Genomic DNA, 19326 nt, shown 5'->3' with positions numbered 1-19326 from the left:
CTCGACACCCGCGCCTTTGGCGGCAGCGGCGCAGAATTGAAAATCCTCAATGCCAGCATGCCCTTCAGCGATGCCGAGCCCGCCATGAAATGGGACGGCGAGTGGCACATCACCATCGAGGTCTTTCGCGATCTCGGCGCTGCCTTCGGTGCCTGCCTGATCCTCATCTACGTGCTCATGGTGGGCTGGTTCCGCAGCTTCATCACGCCCGCGATCGTCATGGTGGCCATCCCGTTCTCGCTGGTGGGCATCCTGCCCGCGCACGGGTTCATGGACGCCTTCTTCACCGCCACGAGCATGATCGGCTTCATGGCAGGAGGTGGTATCGTGGTCCGCAATTCCATCATCCTCGTCGATTTCATCGAGCTGCGCATCCGGGAAGGAATGCCGCTGAGCGAGGCCGTGATCGACGCCGGTGCCGTCCGTTTCCGCCCCATGCTGCTCACGGCCATGGCGGTGGTGGTGGGTGCGGCTGTCATTCTTGCAGACCCCATCTTCCAAGGCCTCGCCATCGCCCTCATGGCCGGGGAGATTGCCAGCCTCTTCATCAGTCGCATGGCTGTGCCGGTGCTCTACTTCATGGCCAACAAGCATTCACATCCCGAATCTCCAACCCAAAACTAAACGACTATGAAACCAAACATTGGAACCGTAGACCGCGCATTGCGTGTCATTATCGGCCTGGGCCTCATCGCCAACGGCATCGTCAATCACAGCTGGATCGGCGCCATCGGTGCCGTGCCTCTTCTGACCGCCTTCGTGCGCTTCTGCCCGCTCTATGCGCCCTTCGGCATCAGCACCTGCGGCAAAAATGGCAGTGGCAAAGGCGGCTGCTGCGGTGGCGGCGGGTGCTGCGGATAAAGAACGTGCCTTAAAACGAAAAGCGGCATCCCGTTGCCAGGATGCCGCTAAAATTCGCTTGGGTGCCAGGGGCTAATTAGTAGCGACCACCGCCGCCGTAACCGCCGCCGCCGCCACCACCACCGTAGCCGCCACGGCCACCGCCTTTGCCGCCGTAGCCGCCACGGCCACCGCCGCCGCCACCATAGCCACCGGAAGGGCGTTCTTCCTTCGGACGCGCTTCATTGATGGCCAGATTGCGGCCGCCGTAATCCTGCCCGTTGAGGGCGGTCATGGCTGCATTCATGGCTTCAGGGGTGTCCATCGTCACAAAAGCAAAGCCGCGAGGGCGGCCGGAGTCGCGGTCCATGGGAAGATGGACGTCGGTCACGGTGCCGTATTCAGAGAAAAGCACACTCACATCGTCAGTGGTGGCGGAGAAGGGCAGGTTGCCCACATACATTTTGGTGTTCATATCGTTGTCTTGGTTTCAGCCAGCCTGCATGAGGCCTCACCAAGCTCCGAAATCGGATTTAAGAACACCAAAGAAACAACCTGATGAACGACTTAGCTTAGCCTTTATCAGGTTAACTTGCGATGACACCCTTCGCCTTCGTTGGAGGAATAGCAAACGTTAGTTTGGAATGTTTAAGAGACGAAAATTTCACCTGCATGCATGGGCTCAATGCATCTCCACATCGCACTGCCCCAGGCCGCCGCGGTAGTAGTTGAACTGCACGTTCGGGTGATCGGCCAGCAAAGACATCGGCACTGCTGCATCTGCCAGCCGCTTTGAAATCATGAGGGCGGTAAGGCGCTGGCCGAGAGGATTGTCGTGCTGTCCTGCATGCCAGATGCTGACCTTCTCCGCCATCCATGTTTCCTTGGGACCCACCGTGATCGCCTTCTGCGGCACCAGGGTTGTGTTGCCGCCGCCCGAGGTGCGCGCATTCTGCATGAGGGTGACAGGATGCAAATCCACCACACGCGTGGTCAGCTTGCGAAACTCCGCCGGAGGTGGAGGCTCGTTTTTATACTTTCCCGTTCGCTTTGGCGGATCATTGAAGGCCCAGTGCTTGATGTCCCCCTGCCCACCCTGCATCACCGCGCAGCGAATGCCGCTCTGCCAGCTCTTGATGTAGGCTGCGGTGTCCGCCTTGGGGAAATGCAGCTGCGAGTCGGGCATGCAGAGCTTCTTTTGCATGCGGTCAAAACACAGCTCGCGGTCTGCTCGTTCAAAGGAAAGCGGATGCTCCAGCGTCACCTCTTTCTTGGTGTTCTCGTCATACCATTCATCCATGCCCCAGAAGTGGCCGTCCTTGATGGAGATGCCGAGATCATTGATCAGCCGCGCCACCAGCGGAAGCTGCTCCGTGGGGCCGATGGGTCCGCAGATGCCTGCGGGATTGTCCGGCGTGGCCTGCTTCCATGCGTGGATGTATTCCAGCGCCTCCGCCAGGTAAAAATCCTCCAGCGTGTCAAACATCACCACCTTGAAACCAGGGCGGGAGAGCTGTCGCAGATCCCGCTCGGTAAGCCGTGCGGCATCGTTGATAAGGTCATCTTCCAACGTGGTGTAGTCCCACCACTCCGGTGCAATATGGCTGATTTTACGCGGCATGGGTTGATTGGGTTATTGGCGGATTGTCCAAGAAAACGCGAGTTTTGCCAAGCTCTCATCATGAGAGGCGAAGATTTTCTTCGCACCACTCTCCATGCACGCTACCTCCCTCCATGGACGAAATGCTCAACCACCCCGACCCCATGACCCGCCTGCGCTACGTCGTGCACCGCCTGCGCGCGCCCGGCGGCTGCCCCTGGGACATGGAGCAGACCCACGTGTCCCTGATCCCTCACGTTATAGAGGAAGCCTACGAAGTCGCGGACGCCATCCGCGGCGGAGACCCCGCCCAGATTTGCGATGAACTCGGCGACATCCTCCTCCAGCCCGTGCTGCATGCGGAAATTGCCAGCGAAACTGGAGCCTTTGATCTCGACAAGATGGCCCACGGTCTCACTGAAAAACTCATCCGCCGCCACCCGCACGTCTTTGGCGATACCAGCGCCGCCACCTCAGATGCCGTTTTGAAGCAATGGGACGCAATCAAACGCACCGAAAAAGGCACTGAGCACGAAGGCCTGCTTCACGGCACCGGCAACGGCCTGCCTGCCCTCATGCGCGCGCAGAAGCTGCAAAAGAAAGCCGCCCGCGTCGGCTTCGACTGGCCCGATGCCACCCCCGTCTTCGCCAAGATCCGCGAAGAGGCCGCCGAGCTCGAAGAAGCCATCGCGAACGGTGACAAAACCCACATGGAGGAAGAGCTGGGAGACCTCCTCTTCAGCGTGGTCAATCTCGCCCGCAAACTCGGCATCGAATCCGAGCCCGCCCTCGCTGCTGCCAACGAAAAATTCACCCGCCGCTTCCACGCCATGGAGGACCATCTGCGTGGGCAGGGACATGAGCTAGGAAAACTCTCCCTGGAGCAGATGGACGCAGCTTGGGACGACGTGAAGCACAGCGTTTGACAGCCGCATTTCGGAAAGCAACTTTGGCCCATGCACACTATCGAAATTGATGACGAAACTTACGCCAGCCTGGAAGTGCTGGCAAAGCGGGAGCATTCCAGCGTGAGCAGTGTGGTGAAGAGGGAGCTGCGCCGGCTGCCTGGTCTGCGGCAGCCTGCCCCGCCGGTGAAGCTTCCACATGGATATAAGATCTCCGTATCCCCCAGCGAGCAGTTCACCATGAAAGATGTCTATCGCATCGAAGATGAGAATGACATGCGGGGGCTGGCATGATCTGGCTGGTTGATGGCAATTTGCTCGCGGCGTATGTTCTCTCTGGACATCTGCACCATGCCCGTGCGGAACGTTGGTTTGATCAGCTCACGGATCGTTTTGCCACCTGTTCAGTGACCCAGGGAACACTGGTGAGGCTGAATATGTGCCTCGCCATCGACAAAAGCTCTGCGGCAGCCTGGCGTGCGCTTGAAGAAATTGAAGCCCATCCTTTGCACGACCACTGGTCTGACGATCTGCCCTATCGTGAAGTGCCGCATCGCCAGATTCAAGGTCACCGCCAAGTTACTGATGCCTGGCTGGTCGAACTGGCACGCCGCAACGGCGGCAAAGTGGCCACGCTTGACCAGGGAATGGTCGCGACTTATCCCAATGATGCCGTTTTGATCTGACTCGATGGATCTCGGTGATTTTTCATTTCCCAAACTCTGGGCGCAGGTGCGCACGAAATCATGGCTGTGGCTTTTCAGGCGGCAGCAGATTGAAGAAGGGGGGCGGCTGCTCAAGCATGGGGACATAGGGCTTGCTGGGGTGCATGTGTGTGCGGAGAACGAGGTGGAGATCATCGCGGGTGTCGGCACGGCTTTGTTCAATTCTGCCTCCGTCACGGCCCATCTGCGGCTGCGTGAGGATGGCAGCCTGACCATGACCTCCCACTGTACCTGCGCCGTGGGGACGCTCTGCCAGCACGCGGCGGCGCTGATGCTCATGCTTGATATTGAAGACGGGCGCAGGCGCATTGAGGGCATGGCGCGGGTGAGAGATAAAACGTCTGTCGCTGCTGAACCGGAGGCGCCGGCGAAGGAGGCGGAGATCGAACTCCCGCCTTCGGAACCGAAGCCCATCCTGCTGGTAAGGCGCATGATGGTGGAGATGCCGCAGATTACGGCCAAGAGGAACATCGGGGGATGGGAGCCGCGCAGTGTGGCCTTCATTCAACCTTGTGCGGAATATGACGACTGTCCGCTGCGTTTCGAGATGCTGGTGCGCAGCCCGGCACATCAGTGGAAGGATGAGAGCGGAGAGCGTTTCACCTTGGTGCGTAATTTGCGCTCGGAGCGCCTCTTTCTGACGGATCTTTCCACGCTGGGTTTCAAATCGTTCGCTGAAGCGCTTCCAGGTGCCAAGGCACCGGAATCGACGCTGGGATTCATGGCGGTGGCGGGAGATCAGGCTTTGTTCTGGTCGCAGTTTCTCAAGGATCAGGTGCCGAAGCTGCGGGAGAGTGGCTGGCGTGTGGAGGTGCCGGAGGATATTGGCTTTCATATTCATGAAGCGGATGAGGACGCGTGGTTCACGGACCTCTCGGGAGATCAGGGCGGGCGTGAGTGGTTCTCGCTGGACCTAGGAGTGGAGATTGAAGGACGGCGTATCTCGATGGTGCCGTTGCTGGTCGATTGCATCGATCAGGGACTTAATGCTGCTGTTTTGGAGAAGAATCTGGATCAGCGGTTTCTGCTGTCGCTTGGTGGTGATCACGGGGACGTGCTTTCCGTTCCTGCAAGCAGGCTCATCGTACTGCTGCGGTTCTTTGATGAACTGCTGGCGACGCGGCCGGTGAGGAAGGATGGCAAGCTGCAGCTCGACAAACTGCGTGCAGCGCAACTGGCGACGTTGGATGGCATGCCGATCCGTGCGCCGGCGGAGCTGGCTGCGCTGAGTCAGCAGCTGGGCAGTTTTAGGGAGATTGGGCTCATCACGCCGCCGGCGGGTTTGAAGGCAAGTTTGCGCGATTATCAGCGTGAGGGTGCATCATGGATGCAGTTTCTGCGTGAGTTTGGGCTGCATGGCATCCTGGCGGATGACATGGGGCTGGGAAAGACGCTGCAAACGCTGACGCATATCCTCATCGAGAAGGAGAGCGGAAGAATGAAGCATCCTTGTCTTATTGTGGCACCGACGAGCGTTTTGAGGAATTGGATCAATGAGTCGATCAAGTTTACGCCTTCATTGAGTTTGCTGTTGATGCACGGGCAGTCGCGTAAGAGTGACTTCAAGCATCTCAAGCAGTATGATCTGGTGGTCACGAGCTTTCCGCTGCTGGTGAAGGACGCAGAGGTGATGCAGGCGCAGGAGTGGCACATCGTGGCACTTGATGAGGCTCAAAATATCAAGAATCCGAAGAGCCTGGCTGCACAGACTTGCAGCGGGTTGAAAGCAAAGCACCGGTTGTGCCTGACGGGGACTCCCATGGAAAATCATCTCGGGGAGCTGTGGAGTTTGTTTAACTTCCTGATGCCGGGGCTGCTGAGTGATGCGGATACGTTTCGGCAGCACTATCGCAATCCCATTGAACGTGAGGCGGATGCGGAGAGGCAGAAGCAGCTGACGACGCGGATTCAGCCGCTGCTGCTGCGGAGAACGAAGGATGCGGTGGCGAAGGAACTGCCACCTAAGACGGAGATTTTGCACACGATCGAACTTGGAAAGGAACAGACGGACCTTTACGAGACGATTCGTGCCGCAATGGACAAGAGGGTGCGTGAGGCGATCGAGGTGAACGGGCTGGACCGGTCGCAGATTGTGGTACTGGATGCGCTTTTGAAGCTGCGGCAGGTGTGCTGCCATCCGCAATTGTTGAAGCAGGAAACCGCGAGATGTGTGTCGGATTCGGCAAAAACGGCGTATCTGATGGATGAAATGTTGCCGGAGCTGATTGAGGAGGGGCGGCGGATTTTGATCTTCTCCCAATTCACGGAGATGCTGGCCATCATTGAGGCGAGGCTGAAAAAGGATGGGGTGGGGTATGTGAAGCTGACGGGGAGCACGCGGGACCGGGAGACGCCGATCCAGGAGTTTCAGGCGGGGAAGGTGCCGGTGTTCTTGATCAGCCTGAAGGCGGGCGGGGCGGGGATCAATCTGACGACGGCGGATACCGTCATTCATTATGATCCGTGGTGGAATCCGGCGGCGGAGGCGCAGGCGAGTGACCGGGCGCATCGCATCGGGCAGAAGAATCCGGTGTTTGTGCACAAGTTGATCTGTGAGAACACGATCGAGGAGCGGATTCTGAGGATGCAGCAGCAGAAGGCGGCGCTGATGGAGAGTCTGCTGTCGGGACGTGCGGACAAGCTGCAACTGACGCAGGCGGATATTCAGGCGCTGTTTATGGCGGAGTGATGGCGGCGTCTGTGGTGGTTCACTTGGCCGGCTTGGCGGCGTCGCCTGATTTGTCTTGAGTGGCAGGGGGGGTGAATGATGAGATGGGCTGCATTTCTCCTTTGATGATTTGTTGGACCTGGGTTCGGATGTTTTGGTAGTCGGGGCGGTTGCGGTAGAAGCCGTAGGTGGCGTGGGAGCCGTTGGTCCAGTAGCCGTCTAGGTGGTACTGGCGTTCATTGGGGCCTATGGTTCCTAATTCCCGGGCGACGGCAGTGGCGGTGTCGTAGCTGCCGACGGAGTAGCGATGGTCCACGTCTTCGTCGCCGGTTCGAAGGATGAATTTCCAGGCGAGGGGGCGGTCGCCTTTGAGGTCGTAGTATTCGAGGACGAAGGCTCTGATTGTTCCGATCTGGAACTGGTCGCAGATGAAGAACTCTTTCTTTGAGAGTTCGGGGTGCTTTTTGGAGTCGCGTGCTTCGCGCAGCGCGGCGATCTCGGTGGTGGCGGCTTTGGTATCGCCAGCGCCCCAGTAGGCCTGGACGAGTTTCTCGCGGACGCGCCAGTCGGTGGGTTCGAGGGTGCGGAGGGTCTGCCAGTGTTTGATGGCTTCGGCGTAGTTGTCTTCGAGGTAGTTGAGAAGTCCGAGGTTGTAGAGGGCCGATTGGTCCGAGGGATCTTGCTTGAGGGCGGCGATCAGGTCTTCCTTGGTGGGTGGCTCGTCGGCGGCGAAGGTGGCGGTGGCGCTGAAGGTGGCGAACAAGATCAAGATGAGGATGGTCTTCATGCTTTGAGGGAGGGTTTGGGATTTTGTTCTGTTTTGTCTGTTGAGGAAGGCTAGCAAAGGGGCCGGTTTGTGCGCAAGAGGGTTGTGAGAGAGGGGATGACGGAGATCCGGAGTTTGAACGACGGATACTGAAGAGGATGGCCGAAAGAGGGAAAAGAGGGAAAAAAAGGGCTGAGTTTTGGAAGGGGTGAGAGCGAGGACTCAGGGGGACCGGACATTTTGAACCATGGAGCCAAGCAGCAGCGAGACGGACGGCTGAGGCAAATGGCGGAATGAAGGTAGAAAGATTAGGGGTAGAAAAATTTCAGAGAGTTCACCGCAAAGATTTGGAGAACGCTGAGAGGTGGCTGAGTGGGGGAGATGGGGCAGAAAGATTTTGGGCAGAAAAATTTTAGTTTCTGGGTGTCGTGATTTGGGTGCAGAGGGGAGATCGGTTGCTTGTTTTGAGCACAGAGGCACGATGATCACAGAGGATTAGGGGGCCGGAGTTGAGCCGGGGATGGCTCGGAATGAGCGGGTGTGGGAACGGTGTTGGAGAGGGCAGAGGGAAGTGGGTGGCGGAAATAGGGTAAAAAAATTAGGGGTAAAAAGATTTTAGTTTTTGGACCATGGCATCACAAGCCGGGCTGGGGTGGAGGGGTAATGAAGGTAGAAAAATTAGGGGTAGAAAAATTGCAGAGGTGGAGATGGGAATAGGCTGTGGGACGCGATTGCGGGGCGTGTTCGGGGGAGGCAGGGGACGAGAAAGGGCTGAGGGAGCTTGGGCCGAGTTGGAGAGGTGATGAGGGGGGATGTGGGGGGGTGAGGATGATTTATTCGGCGGGCTGAGGGGGAGGATGAGGAGGTGTTTTTTTACGCGCGGGGGTGGGGGGTGGGGCGATGTAGAGGGAGGATATGGACACATTTACTGCACCGATACCGCTGGCTGAGAATGTTTGGCTGATGGCTTATCCGCTGAAGCTGCTGGGGGCGGATTTGAGGAGGAATGTGACGGTGATCCGGCTGCGGTCGGGAAAGGTGGTGATTCATTCGACGGGGCCTTTTTCTGCGGAGGATGTGGCTGCAATTCGTGGGCTGGGGGAACCGGGGTGGCTGCTGGATGGGATTTTGAGGCATGACACTTTTGCGAAGGAGGGTCGGGCGGCGTTTCCGGGGATTCCTTATCTGGCACCGGAGGGGTTTTCGGAGGTGGTGGGATTTCCGACGGAGACGATCGTGCCTGCGCCTGTGGAGTGGGAGGGGGAACTGCTGGCGCTGGAGATCGAAGGTGCGCCGGTGGCGCGGGATACGGCGCTACTGCATGTTCCGTCTCGGACGCTGATCCTGACGGAGCTGGTGTTTAATTTTGGGGATGATGAGCCGCTGTGGACGGAGTTGCTGCTGCGCGTGGGCGTGGGCGGTGAGCATCATCCGGGGATGTCGCGGTTCGTGAAGGCGGGGGTGAAGGACAAGGCGGCGTTTGAGGGGTCGCTGGGGACGATCCTGGGATGGGATTTTGACCGGGTGATCGTGGGGCACGGGGATGTCATTGAGTCCGGTGGAAAGGCCAAACTGCGTGCGGCGCTGGTGGCGGCGGGATTTGAGCTTAAGGTGGACAGAGGGCGCTAGTTTTTGGCAAAGGAATGTAGGGCAACGTGAATGGCCGGAGACTTGGAAAACGGGGGGCGGCGGAAGGGGAGTGGTGGAGTGGGATGCCGGAATGCTGGTAAAAGATGGATGGTAAAAGATTTTAGAGAAGGGGAGATCGTCAGCGAAATGAGGTGGCGGGCGATGGAAGGATCGGCTCGTTTTTCTGACCACAGAGACACGATGATCACAGAGGATCAGAGGGCCGGAGTTGAATCACGGAGCCGAGCGATAGCGAACCGGAGCGCAGCGGAGATAGCCGAAGGCAAACAGACGAACGAAGTGAGCCTGGAGGGTGTGCGCAGCGAATCAATCCACGGAACCGAACCGAGTGAGGTGGACGTGGGGAGGGGACTGGTGGGGCAAGGAGCGCGCAGTCAACGCGGCGGCGGATTTGGAGGGCTGAGGAGAGGCTGAGAGGACGCTGATCGAGGATGATGCATCTGGTCGCCTGAAGAGGAGAATGGAAAGTGGATGAATTCGGAGCGTGCCCTAGGCCGGGCCGGAGTGAACGACGCCGCTGCCTGGCTGGGGATGGGCCGAAGCGGAGCGGTTATTCTGTCAATAATTTGCACCCTGCCCAAGTTCTCTTCGCGCTAATTCTTAAGGCACTTTCTTCTTGCCACCAGCTGTCTGGTGTGACAAATGCCTTTATGTCTTCTGAATCCACTGATAAGAGCAGCGATGATGTAAGTGTGAAGTCTAACTTCTTTTTTGTTGCTGAGGAATTAGATGAGTTTTCAATCGGCTTTCCTCCAAATGGAGGAAATGTGTGGGGGCGTCGGTTGAACTTTCGATGTTATCGTGGCTGGCTCCCTACGCCTCTCGATACGGGCTACAGCAAAGGGACTCGATTCAACTATGTTGAAAAGGAGAGCGCAGTTTATAAGTTCACGTATATCTTGGACTGCAAGATCGTTTATCCAACCGGCACACGCAGTAACATGTTGTTTGTTTACCTGTTCAAAAACAATGTTCAGGTCAGACTCGATTCACATCAAATTTTCTACACATCAAGCAGCAACCCGACACAGGTAGTGGGAGAAATTACGCTCACCATGAATGAAGCCGACGCTTTCGACATGAGGTTAACTCAAAAGACCATGATTAATGACATCAGAATCGCGGGCGTTTCGGGTATGAATCAACTATCGGCCGATCGAATCTAAGAAGCGTTATTTCACTGTTGCTTTGCAGCCCACCTCAGATTCGCTCATTATGCCGTTGTGGTGAACGGAATGACAGTTTGCGCAAAGAAGGATTAGATTGTCGAGTATGCTGTTTGATGGGTCTTCATCACCGTGATGAATCTGGTGGCCAGGTGTGTTCAGCTTTCTGCATTTAGGGTTCGCACAAGCGTAACCACATTGGGCGCGAACTTAATTCTCAAGTGTCTTGGAAATTGATTTACGTTTGCGCTTCAGGACTTACATAGAAACTCGTGGGGTCAACTCCGAAACCATGGAAGAGCTATCAACAGATCGTGCATACGCAAGATGCCCTGCCACCTTGAGACGGTCTTTCTCGTGTATTCGACCATTCTCCAACAAATGTTTAAATGCACGTATCCGGTTTCTGTAACCCTTAGTCAATCTTGGCTTGTCGTTGTGAACCAAGAGGCCATGAACCTTGAGGCGATTCGGACGCTTGGCAAGTCTCACTTTTTCCTCAGCTAACTTCCATCCTCGCGACTCAACAATCGATCGAACAATGGGCGCTATCTCTTCAGGAAACTCACCCGCTCCGGAAAATACCAAATCATCAGCATAACGTGTGTAGCACACATTGTGATTTCTGGCAATGGCAACCAAATCAGTGTCGGTCGATTTGAAAACCAGATTAGAAAGCACGGGGCTTGCAGGAGAACCTTGAGCGAGTCCGCCGTTGTAACAACAAAGTTTCGAAATTAGATCAGCTCCATGTTGAGAATAACCTATATCCAACAGGGCGCTGGCGACCATGTTTAGGTGAGTGCTTGGAAAAAAATTTTCAATATCGATCGAGTAAACCCAGTTGGCACCACAATGTGATTGGGCCGCATCAATTGCAGAACGCCCCTCCACGAAGCCGTAGACGCAGTCATGAAATTTAACCGCTTCGGACAAATAAAAGCCAAACCATTTTTGGATCACCTTGAGTGCAACTTTGGGCGCATTGATCGTACGCCGCTTTTTCCCTTTCGGTATGGTGAAGGTTCGATAATACTTCTCACTCCTTTGATGCAGGGCACCCAGAAATCTGGCGCTATATCCAAACAGGGTCGCCAAATAACGAATCGAAACGACAGGTGGGAGCTTTTGCTCACACAAGCGCCTGAATTCTTCCTCGTGAAGCCCCCGCAGTTCTTCCCTGAGGGCGCCGAGAAAATGTTCCGGCGTTGTGAACGAAATGAGAAATGGTGGCGGGTTCATTTGTTTAGCAAAGCTATGAGCTTTCGTGAGCTACGCCAGCTTCATGGCTGAAGCGACGAAGGAGCGCAAGCCATGAAGCTGGCGCCCTTCTGTGACTGACCTTCGCGAGTGAGCGTGATACACGCTCGCGCGACGAGCCGCCACCATTTCGGAAAAAAGTTTACCATTTTCGCCTCCCCAATGCAAGTGCTCTTTCGATGTCCGAACTTGTTCTTCCTCTTCCATGTGGAACTGTCGAGAGCGCCGCTTCGGTCAAACTGTAGTCTCCAGACACTTCTCGATGTACGAGGCCCTGCTTTCTCAATTTATCAAGCCTTCGTTGTAACCAACGAATATCAGGAACGGTTGATCCCGCCAAGACGAGCTGCTCTGCTAAGATCTCTCTGGTTACAGGTGCATGGACCTTTACTTTTCTTAAAATTGTTGGGCCGCTGGGAAGGCTGGCGCTTGCGCCATCATCCACGACAAAATCGGACACATTGTATAGTCCCATGAACGTTTGCACTGCAACCTTTACCTCCTCCAAGGTTGGATTTTCAACTTCGGGTGTCGATGGTTCAAGCCAAACGCAAACCGGCTTACTTCCTAGAGCTGATATGAATACTTCACGGTAACGACCTGGATATTTGAGGTCAAGTAGTTCAAAAAGAGCGGCTTCCATTGCCGTTGAACGTTGACCTGATTCTTCAATCCACTCGATTGCAATGCCCAGCTTGGATCGCAGATACCTTTGAAAATTCGTTAATTGTCTTTTGGATATATGACCCGGTTGTGCCAACGAAGATATCCTGTCGCTCGGGATGAAAACCGCAAAATCCACCGGGGGAGGACGATTGCCTCGAATGTCAGAAATGAAGTCGATATGTCTCTTCTTTAAAAACCTCATTAATTCGTTTCTTTTAGATGAGTCCAAGTTCTCCATAAACTCTCAAAATCGTTTTTGATTGAATGGTAACGCGATTTTCCCACTTACTTGCTGCTTCCAATGTAAAATTCCCAAGCTGTGTTTGCGGGCCTTTCTTTATCACCTTTGTTTCCGGTTCGTAATCAGCTAAACGTCTCGTCTCGCGAGCCGCAACTAGTAAGTTTGCCAGCTCTGATGCCGCAGAGGATGCAGCGCTAATTAGGCGAGTCCCTTCACTATGGGTAATTAAGGCGGTGCTTGTCGCTTTCTGAATTTCCGTGCGCAGGCGTCGGAGCACCGCGCTCCTCAGAATCCCTGGTATGGCTTGGTGAGCCGGAGTGGCCCATGAGGAATCGAGTGTTTTGAGAACATTTCGAATCGCCAAAAATGCAGCGTAGTAATATCGGTTGAATGCGCTGCGGCAGAACAAATCAAATTCTGCTGGATCCTGCCTAGAGAAAGCTTCAGCAGCGATGTAATCGCCGACAATTTTCATAGAACCTTTCCTCCAATGCCTGCTTGAGTTATCGACTTCAGACGGATCGTCCTGCCCCACCCTCCAAGAGTCGCTTCATATTTGACAGAGTTAGTAGTTTCCGTGGATTTCTTCATGAATTGGCTCATGAAAGCAAACGGACAAGCCCAAAGCAAGACATAGATCTAAGCAAGTGATCCAGATTCGCTGCATCCTTGCCGTGTGGAGGGATCAAATTGCTTGTAAGGCAAGTGGAGGAGAGGTTCGGTCCAAAATTTTACTTTGGTTGCTCTTAGATTGGAATGTGGGAGAAACTGGTGTGTAGCGATCTCAGACTATTAGGAAGCCTTGCTCGTCCATTTTGGCACCGGGAATGGAGGCGGTGAGGTGGGAGTCGGGGAGGAGGCTGCCGATGAGGACGCCTTCGGGAGTTGAGTCGATGGTGAGGCCGGGTAGGAGGCGGCCGAGGGTGTGGGGGCTTGGCCGAGTTGCTGGTCTTTGTCGGCTTTGGGGAGGGGGGGATTGGGGACTTCGGTGGTGAGGAGGATGCCGGTGGAGGGGGGGGGGCGGTGAGGACGAGAGGAGTGGGATGAGCCGGAAGTCCAGACGAGGGAGGAGGAGTAAGAGTAGGAGGAAGAGGAGGATTTTCTGGAAGGGCAGACAGAACGGATTTGGAGGAGGCAGAGGAGGGGCTGGAGGGCGGCGATTGGAGGTGAACGTTCAAAACCGCACATCCCACCGAGAGGAGACGCGTTGCAACTCGACGAGGGCTTTGGCCTGTGTGGCAAGGACGGCTTCATAGCTGGTGCGGACCTCCTGGGCGGTGCGTTGGGCAATGAGAAGTTCGAGGAGGGTGGCCTGGCCTTTTTGATAGCTGGTGCGCCGGGCTTCGAGCACCAAGTTGGCCTTTTTGAGGATGCCGTTGCGGTAGCGGTCCACGCTGCTCACTGCGGCTCGGTAGAGGGTGAAAGCTTTCTGAACTTCCACCTTTACGCTCAGTTCGGCTGCCTCGACTTGTTTCTGCGCCTGAAGGGCTGCGAACTGTGCGTTTTGAATGGCGGCCTTGTTCTGGTTCCAGATCGGCAACGGGAAGGAAAAACTGATGACGAGGGAGTTGTTGGCGGGGGTGGGGGCTATGACATTCTGGGTGCTGCTAAGCTGGCTGACACCGAGACCGACGGAAAGATCTGGCACACGGTTGGCCTTTTCCAGTGAGATACGGCTCTGGGCTGCATCTGCCAGATGACGCAGTGCGACGAGATCCTGCCGTTCTTTGAGCGCATGGCTGGTGAGCGCCACGACGTCAAACGTGCGTCCCGATTGTTCGAGATCGCCGAGAGGAATCACGCGCAGCCATGCGCCTTCGACACCGAGAAAGCCTCCCATGGTCTGGACGGCGCTGTCCGCCTGTGCCTGAATATTGATCAACGAGGTTTGAAACTGTTCGGCCTCAATTTCGGTCTGCAGCACGTCTGCTTCGCCGATCTGGCCTGCTTTGAAGCGCTCAGCCTGGGCTTTGGCCAGCTGATTTATGTCGGCTGCGATTTCCCGGCTCTTTTCAGCGAGGCGTCTCTGAGAGAGCGCATCAACGAAAGCGGTGGAGGCATCTGACCTGAGCTGATTTAAAAAACCATCGAGTGTGGCGGATGCCGCCGCCCGGCTTTTTGTGGCAACGTCCGTGCGCCGCTTGCGCTTGCCGCCGAGTTCAAAGAGCTGATTGATGTTGCCGACGGTATTGCTTTGCAGCCGCTGACTGGCGGCGTAGGTGACATCACGCGAGAAGCCATAACCCAGAGTCGGATTAGGGATCTGGCGTGCGGCGGCGATCTGGGCGTCTGCCATCGAGACATTGTAGCGCTCTGCGGCGTAGCTGAGGTTGGATTCCAGAACGAGCTGAAGATAGGCATTGAGGGAGAGCGCCTTGGTGTGTGACGCATCCGGCATGGCCGAGCGAGACAGTGCAAGAAAAACGCAGAGAAGCAGGAGCAGTTTTTTCATGGCGGCATGAAGGATGATCAGTGGTGATCTGGGTGCGTTCCGGCATGCCCGTTTTTGCGAGCGGCCCTTTTTTCGATGACATAATAGGCGGCAGGAAGGACGAGCAGTGTCAGCAAGGTGGCGGTGATAAGGCCGCCTACGACCACCGTGGCCAGCGGGCGCTGCACATCGCTGCCGATCTGATGGGTGATGGCAGCGGGCAGCAGGCCGAGCGTGGCAACGACAGCGCTCATGAGAACCGGACGCAAACGTTCATGGGCACCCCGACGCACCGCTTCGGCGAGATTGTGCGGCTCCAGCCTGCACCATCGGTTGAGGTTGGCCAGCATGATCACGCCGTTTTCGACTGCGACTCCAAAGAGGGCGATGAAGCCGACGGCGCTGGAGACATTGAGCGTCATGTCCCGCAAATGGAGCGCGGCCAGACCGCCTAGCAGGGCCATGGGTACGGTAAGCATGATGATGGTGGCGTGGCGGGCGAGGCCGAAGTGGGCGTAGAGCAGCAGGTAGATCAGGGCGAGTGCTGCCGGCAGCACGAGGGCCATGCGCGCCTGGGCGCGCTGCTGGTTCTCAAACAGCCCCCCCCAGCGGATGCTGTATGCCTTGGGGTCGAATTTGACTTTCTCCGCCACAGCTTCCTGCGCTTCTTTGAGGAATGCGGAGAGATCGCGGCCACGCAGGTTCAGTTTGACGGTCAGATGACGTTTGCCCATCTCACGTGTGATCATGCATTCGCCCTTGGCCAGCTCGATTTTAGCCACGCTTGCGAGAGGCACAGGATTGCCCGTGCCGGTGTTGATCAGCAGGGCGCCGATTTTCTCCGGGCTGTTGCGAACTTCGACCGGAAAGCGCATGGCGATGTCATAGACGCGGTCTCCATCATACACATGAGCGGTAGCCTTGCCGCCGATGGGCCCTTCGATCAGGTCCACCAGATCAGAAACGTTCACGCCCAGCCGTGATGCAGCGGCGCGGTCATAGGTGATGCGCACCTGGGTCAGCGCAGGTTCCTGATCGATAGCGACGTCTGTCGAGCCGGGCACGGCGGTGATGACATTCTTGATTTCTTCCGTGATGCGCCGCGTTTCGGCGAAGTCATTTCCGTAAACCTTCACAACCAGCTCGCTGTGTGCGCCGGAAATTTTGTCATTCACTCCGTCGATCATCGGCTGGGCAAAGCCGATGGAGAGACCTGGCACCTTGGTAAGCCGTGCGCTGAGCCGTTCGATCAACGCCTGCTTGTCGCCGCCCCATTCATGATAGGGTTTGAGTCCGACATAGGATTCAATATGAGAGGTTGTCCATGGGTCGGTGCCTTCCTCATTGCGGCCGAGCTGGGAGACAACGTCTGTGATCTCGCCAAACTCTTTGACCGCCTTGCGGTACTCCCGAGTCAGCTCCATCGCCTTCGGCAATGAGATGCCCGAGGGCAGATTTACCTGCAACCAGAGCGAACCTTCATCCAAATAGGGAAGGAATTCACGGCCGACGGTCATTCCGAGAACAGCGGCGAGAATGATAGCCCCAATTCCCGGAGCCAGGGCCATGAGCGGGCGGGCGGTCAATTTTGCCAGCACGCTGGCATAGCGATCACTGAGCCAGTGAAAGACCGGGTTTTCGAAAGTCTTGCCTGGCTTGCGGTAAAGCAGATAGGCCAGAGCAGGAATGGCTGTGAGGGCAAAGACGAGCGCGCCCAGAACCGCGTAGCCGATGGTGAAGGCCATTGGGGTGAAGAGCTTGCGCTCCACGCGCTCGAAGGCAAAAAGAGGCAGATAAGCGGCGATGATGATCATGGACGCAAAGAACATGGGGCTGGCCACCTCGAAGGCCGCCTCGCGGGCATCCTGCATTGTCAGCGGAGCGTTTTCACGCTCGCGGCGGCTCAGGATCACCTCCATGAGCACGATGGAACCATTGACAATGATACCAAAGTCAATCGCGCCGAGAGAGAGCAGATTCGCGGGCACATTGGTGAACTGCATCATCAGGAAGGCGAACAGCAGCGAGAACGGAATGGTCAGCGCCACAAGCAAGGCTCCGCGAAGGCTGCCCAGGAACAGGATGAGAACGAAGGTGACGAGCACCATACCCTCCAGCAGCGTCTGCCCTACTGTGTGGAGCGTTGTTTCCACCAGGTCGGTGCGATCGAGATAAGGGACGACTTTCACGTCCGGGGGCAGGATGCCGTTGTTCAACTCCTCCACGGCCTGATGCAGACCCTCCAGGACACGTGAAGGATTTTCACCTTTCAAGAGCACGCAGATGCCGGAGACCACATCGTCATTGTCGTTTTTTCCCACCACTCCGGTGCGCTCCAGACCACCATAGCGGAGTTCTGCGACATCGCGCACGAGCACCGGCACGCCCTTGACAGAGGTGACCACCACACTGCCGAGATCTTCCAGTGTCTTGATGATGCCCAGGCCGCGCACGACAAAACCTTGCTCGCCGCGCACCATGATGCTGCCGCCGGCGGTGTTGCCGTTGGAGCTGACTGCATCCTGCACCTGATTGGGCGTGAGGTTGTGTGCACGGAGCTTGACCGGATCAAGCATGACCTGGAACTGTTTGGGTTCGCCGCCGAAGCTTGTTACATCGGCCACGCCAAAGACCTGCTTCAACCGCGGCTTGACCACCCAGTCTTGGAGCTCCTTGAGCGCAAATGCATTGCGCCAGGAGGATTCGACGGTGTATCGGTAGAATTCGCCCGTCGGTGAAGTCAGCGGATCAAGGCCCACTTCCGCACCCGGCGGCAGATTGGCTGCCATGTAACGCTCCTGAAGACGCTGGCGTGCCCAGTAGCTTTCAACCCCATCGCGGAACACCACGGTAATGAGTGAGAGCCCAAAGGCGCTCTTGGAGCGCATGATATGCATCCCAGGCGTTCCTGCCAGTTCACGCTCGATCGGGATCGTCACCTGCTGCTCAACTTCTTCGGCGGCATGTCCCGGATAAAGTGTGATCACCTGTGAGGTCGTGTCTCCGATGTCTGGATAGGCCTCCACCGCCAGCTGGTTCCAGCTGTAATAGCCTGCCGCTGAAACTGCGATCAGGAGACAAAACACCAGTGCCTGACGTTCCAGGCAAAATTTGACGAGCCTTTGGATCATTGGAAGAGCACGGCGTTCTGTTTCAGGATGAGCGCTCCTTCGCGGATGCCGCTGAGAATGATGACACGATCCGGCCCTGCATCCCCTCCCTTTATAACACTGCGACTCTCGAGCACGAACGGCTCCACCTGCTCAAACACAAACGCGTCCGGGCCGACCTGAAGAATGGCACTGGAAGGCAAAGTCAAGTTGCGCTCTGTCACTGCAAGCACGGTGACCGTGGCAAACATTCCGGGTTTCAGGCGTCCGTCAGGATTCGGCAGTTCCACCCGCATTGGCGCGACCCGAGTGTCCTCTGAGATGACATCTCCCAGATGCGCCACGACTCCTTTAAAAGTCTGTCCAGGGTATGACTCAAAGCTGGCCTCCACCGGCGCGTCCTGGTGAAACAAGACAAGGTCGCGCTCCGGCACATGGATGGTGAGCCACACCGTCGAAAGGTCTGCGACGGTGGCCAGTGGAGCGTTGTTATCATTGCGAACTTCGCCCATGCCTGCATTGACCGAGATGATCTTGCCGGACTGCGGTGCCAGTACCCGCAGCTTGCCGCCGGGAGTATCTTTTTCAGGATCATATCCCATCAGCTTCAGGACTTGGGTCGACGCATCCAAGTTTGCCTTTGCCGCATCGAAGGCGTCCTGTGCTTCATCCAGATCCTTTTGCGCCGCCACCTTGGCCGAAAGCAGCTGCAGCTGCCTTTTCAAACTGCGGTCAGCGAGATTGAGAGAGCTTTTGGCCTTCGCGTAATCGGCCTGTGCGGTCACGCAATCGGGTGCGCTGATGATTGCCACGGGCTGTCCTTCCGTCACATTGTCACCCAGGGTTACAAGAATCTTGACCAGCCTGCCAGCAACTGTCGGGAATACATGAGCCAGACGAACTGGGTCTGCCTCGATGGTGCCAGTGAACTGCCGACTGACCGTGCGCTCAGCCTTGGAGGCAGGTTCAAACTCCAGGCGTTTTCGCAGAGGTGAATTCTCCGGGATCGTGATGCGGTTTCCCGTCTTTTGGAAAAGGGAGCTTGTCGTCTCATGGGATTCGACCGCCTCTTTTTTGTGACAACTGACCTGTGACAAAGCCATCAACACGGCGAGCGACACGGGGAGACAGAACGTGAACGTGTGAATCTGCATGATAACACTTATAGGGCTGGAGCGCAGGCTACGCTAAGTTGGCTTTGTAATGTGTCGAGGAATGAACACAGTGCCTCCAAAATTGGCGGATTAATGCCTGCGGCGACCTTATTAATGTCCGCGAACTTTTACGAATCGGGCGGG

At 56.5% G+C, this 19326-nt stretch carries 17 protein-coding genes; 8 read left to right on the top strand and 9 right to left on the bottom strand.

Annotated elements, in window-relative coordinates:
• Positions 1–624, top strand: a 624-nt coding sequence (locus tag ACILSO_RS30760; RefSeq protein WP_395741335.1) for an efflux RND transporter permease subunit, incomplete at its 5' end; no start/stop codon positions are given.
• Positions 625–630: 6 nt separating this feature from the next.
• Complete coding sequence (locus ACILSO_RS30755) at positions 631–861, top strand: DUF2892 domain-containing protein (protein WP_395741334.1); 231 nt, start codon at positions 631–633, stop codon at positions 859–861.
• Between the two features lie 76 nt (positions 862–937).
• On the opposite strand, the gene ACILSO_RS30750 is transcribed toward ACILSO_RS30755, so the two are convergent.
• Both ACILSO_RS30750 and ACILSO_RS30745 read right to left on the bottom strand, forming a co-directional pair.
• Positions 938–1315 (bottom strand): RNA recognition motif domain-containing protein, encoded by a 378-nt coding sequence (locus ACILSO_RS30750; protein ID WP_395741333.1) that lies wholly within the window; start codon positions 1313–1315, stop codon positions 938–940.
• 207 nt (positions 1316–1522) lie between these two features.
• On the bottom strand, positions 1523–2461 hold the full coding sequence (locus ACILSO_RS30745; RefSeq protein ID WP_395741332.1) for a glucosamine-6-phosphate isomerase: 939 nt from the start codon (positions 2459–2461) through the stop codon (positions 1523–1525).
• A gap of 113 nt (positions 2462–2574) precedes the next feature.
• On the opposite strand from ACILSO_RS30745, the gene mazG reads away from it, so the two are divergent.
• The 4 genes from mazG to ACILSO_RS30725 are packed head-to-tail and all read left to right on the top strand — an operon-like array spanning position 2575 to position 6759.
• A complete protein-coding gene (gene mazG, locus ACILSO_RS30740) occupies positions 2575–3366 on the top strand; it encodes a nucleoside triphosphate pyrophosphohydrolase (RefSeq protein WP_395741331.1) in 792 nt (263 codons plus the stop codon).
• 30 nt (positions 3367–3396) lie between these two features.
• Entirely contained in the window at positions 3397–3639 is a 243-nt protein-coding gene (locus ACILSO_RS30735) for a ribbon-helix-helix protein, CopG family (protein WP_395741330.1), read from the top strand.
• Positions 3636–4031 carry a PIN domain-containing protein gene (locus tag ACILSO_RS30730; protein WP_395741329.1) on the top strand — a complete coding sequence of 132 codons (396 nt, stop codon included), beginning with the start codon at positions 3636–3638 and terminating at the stop codon, positions 4029–4031. The genes ACILSO_RS30735 and ACILSO_RS30730 overlap by 4 nt, the downstream gene beginning before the upstream one ends.
• A gap of 46 nt (positions 4032–4077) precedes the next feature.
• Positions 4078–6759 carry a DEAD/DEAH box helicase gene (locus ACILSO_RS30725; RefSeq protein ID WP_395741328.1) on the top strand — a complete coding sequence of 894 codons (2682 nt, stop codon included), beginning with the start codon at positions 4078–4080 and terminating at the stop codon, positions 6757–6759.
• Between the two features lie 19 nt (positions 6760–6778).
• Here ACILSO_RS30725 and ACILSO_RS30720 read toward each other — a convergent pair whose 3' ends face one another.
• Positions 6779–7525, bottom strand: a complete 747-nt coding sequence (locus ACILSO_RS30720) for a tetratricopeptide repeat protein (protein ID WP_395741327.1) — start codon at positions 7523–7525, stop codon at positions 6779–6781.
• 894 nt (positions 7526–8419) lie between these two features.
• Between ACILSO_RS30720 and ACILSO_RS30715 the strand changes: the two genes are divergently transcribed.
• Both ACILSO_RS30715 and ACILSO_RS30710 read left to right on the top strand, forming a co-directional pair.
• On the top strand, positions 8420–9133 hold the full coding sequence (locus tag ACILSO_RS30715) for a hypothetical protein (protein WP_395741326.1): 714 nt from the start codon (positions 8420–8422) through the stop codon (positions 9131–9133).
• Positions 9134–9804: 671 nt separating this feature from the next.
• On the top strand, positions 9805–10320 hold the full coding sequence (locus ACILSO_RS30710) for a hypothetical protein (RefSeq protein ID WP_395741325.1): 516 nt from the start codon (positions 9805–9807) through the stop codon (positions 10318–10320).
• Between the two features lie 258 nt (positions 10321–10578).
• On the opposite strand, the gene ACILSO_RS30705 is transcribed toward ACILSO_RS30710, so the two are convergent.
• The 6 genes from ACILSO_RS30705 to ACILSO_RS30680 all read right to left on the bottom strand — a co-directional run bounded on the left by ACILSO_RS30705 (position 10579) and on the right by ACILSO_RS30680 (position 19149).
• Positions 10579–11562, bottom strand: a complete 984-nt coding sequence (locus ACILSO_RS30705; RefSeq protein WP_395741324.1) for a reverse transcriptase family protein — start codon at positions 11560–11562, stop codon at positions 10579–10581.
• Positions 11563–11722: 160 nt separating this feature from the next.
• Complete coding sequence (locus tag ACILSO_RS30700; RefSeq protein ID WP_395741323.1) at positions 11723–12484, bottom strand: hypothetical protein; 762 nt, start codon at positions 12482–12484, stop codon at positions 11723–11725.
• Entirely contained in the window at positions 12462–12962 is a 501-nt protein-coding gene (locus ACILSO_RS30695) for a hypothetical protein (RefSeq protein WP_395741322.1), read from the bottom strand. The genes ACILSO_RS30700 and ACILSO_RS30695 overlap by 23 nt, the downstream gene beginning before the upstream one ends.
• 699 nt (positions 12963–13661) lie before the next feature.
• Entirely contained in the window at positions 13662–14939 is a 1278-nt protein-coding gene (locus tag ACILSO_RS30690; protein ID WP_395741321.1) for a TolC family protein, read from the bottom strand.
• Between the two features lie 17 nt (positions 14940–14956).
• Positions 14957–18049 (bottom strand): efflux RND transporter permease subunit, encoded by a 3093-nt coding sequence (locus tag ACILSO_RS30685; protein ID WP_395741320.1) that lies wholly within the window; start codon positions 18047–18049, stop codon positions 14957–14959.
• The gene (locus ACILSO_RS30680; protein ID WP_395741319.1) at positions 18046–19149 is read right to left on the bottom strand and encodes an efflux RND transporter periplasmic adaptor subunit; all 1104 of its coding nucleotides are present in this window, start codon (positions 19147–19149) and stop codon (positions 18046–18048) included. The genes ACILSO_RS30685 and ACILSO_RS30680 overlap by 4 nt, the downstream gene beginning before the upstream one ends.
• Positions 19150–19326: the final 177 nt, after the last annotated feature.

Origin of the sequence: Prosthecobacter sp., assembly GCF_044226605.1 — a bacterium.
In the GTDB taxonomy this organism is placed as follows: Bacteria; Verrucomicrobiota; Verrucomicrobiia; order Verrucomicrobiales; family Verrucomicrobiaceae; genus Prosthecobacter.
Note: the sequence above shows the minus strand (reverse complement) of the source record. Positions and strands in the feature narration are given on the sequence as shown.

Bases quoted from the DNA above. Each gene is read 5' to 3' on its own strand.
- ACILSO_RS30730 (WP_395741329.1), top strand. From the start codon at position 3,636: ATGATCTGGCTGGTTGATGGCAATTTGCTCGCGGCGTATGTTCTCTCT.
- ACILSO_RS30695 (WP_395741322.1), bottom strand. From the start codon at position 12,962: ATGAAAATTGTCGGCGATTACATCGCTGCTGAAGCTTTCTCTAGGCAG.
- ACILSO_RS30720 (WP_395741327.1), bottom strand. From the start codon at position 7,525: ATGAAGACCATCCTCATCTTGATCTTGTTCGCCACCTTCAGCGCCACC.
- ACILSO_RS30690 (WP_395741321.1), bottom strand. From the start codon at position 14,939: ATGAAAAAACTGCTCCTGCTTCTCTGCGTTTTTCTTGCACTGTCTCGC.
- ACILSO_RS30685 (WP_395741320.1), bottom strand. From the start codon at position 18,049: ATGATCCAAAGGCTCGTCAAATTTTGCCTGGAACGTCAGGCACTGGTG.
- ACILSO_RS30735 (WP_395741330.1), top strand. From the start codon at position 3,397: ATGCACACTATCGAAATTGATGACGAAACTTACGCCAGCCTGGAAGTG.
- ACILSO_RS30705 (WP_395741324.1), bottom strand. From the start codon at position 11,562: ATGAACCCGCCACCATTTCTCATTTCGTTCACAACGCCGGAACATTTT.
- ACILSO_RS30710 (WP_395741325.1), top strand. From the start codon at position 9,805: ATGTCTTCTGAATCCACTGATAAGAGCAGCGATGATGTAAGTGTGAAG.
- mazG (WP_395741331.1), top strand. From the start codon at position 2,575: ATGGACGAAATGCTCAACCACCCCGACCCCATGACCCGCCTGCGCTAC.
- ACILSO_RS30700 (WP_395741323.1), bottom strand. From the start codon at position 12,484: ATGGAGAACTTGGACTCATCTAAAAGAAACGAATTAATGAGGTTTTTA.
- ACILSO_RS30755 (WP_395741334.1), top strand. From the start codon at position 631: ATGAAACCAAACATTGGAACCGTAGACCGCGCATTGCGTGTCATTATC.
- ACILSO_RS30745 (WP_395741332.1), bottom strand. From the start codon at position 2,461: ATGCCGCGTAAAATCAGCCATATTGCACCGGAGTGGTGGGACTACACC.
- ACILSO_RS30715 (WP_395741326.1), top strand. From the start codon at position 8,420: ATGGACACATTTACTGCACCGATACCGCTGGCTGAGAATGTTTGGCTG.
- ACILSO_RS30750 (WP_395741333.1), bottom strand. From the start codon at position 1,315: ATGAACACCAAAATGTATGTGGGCAACCTGCCCTTCTCCGCCACCACT.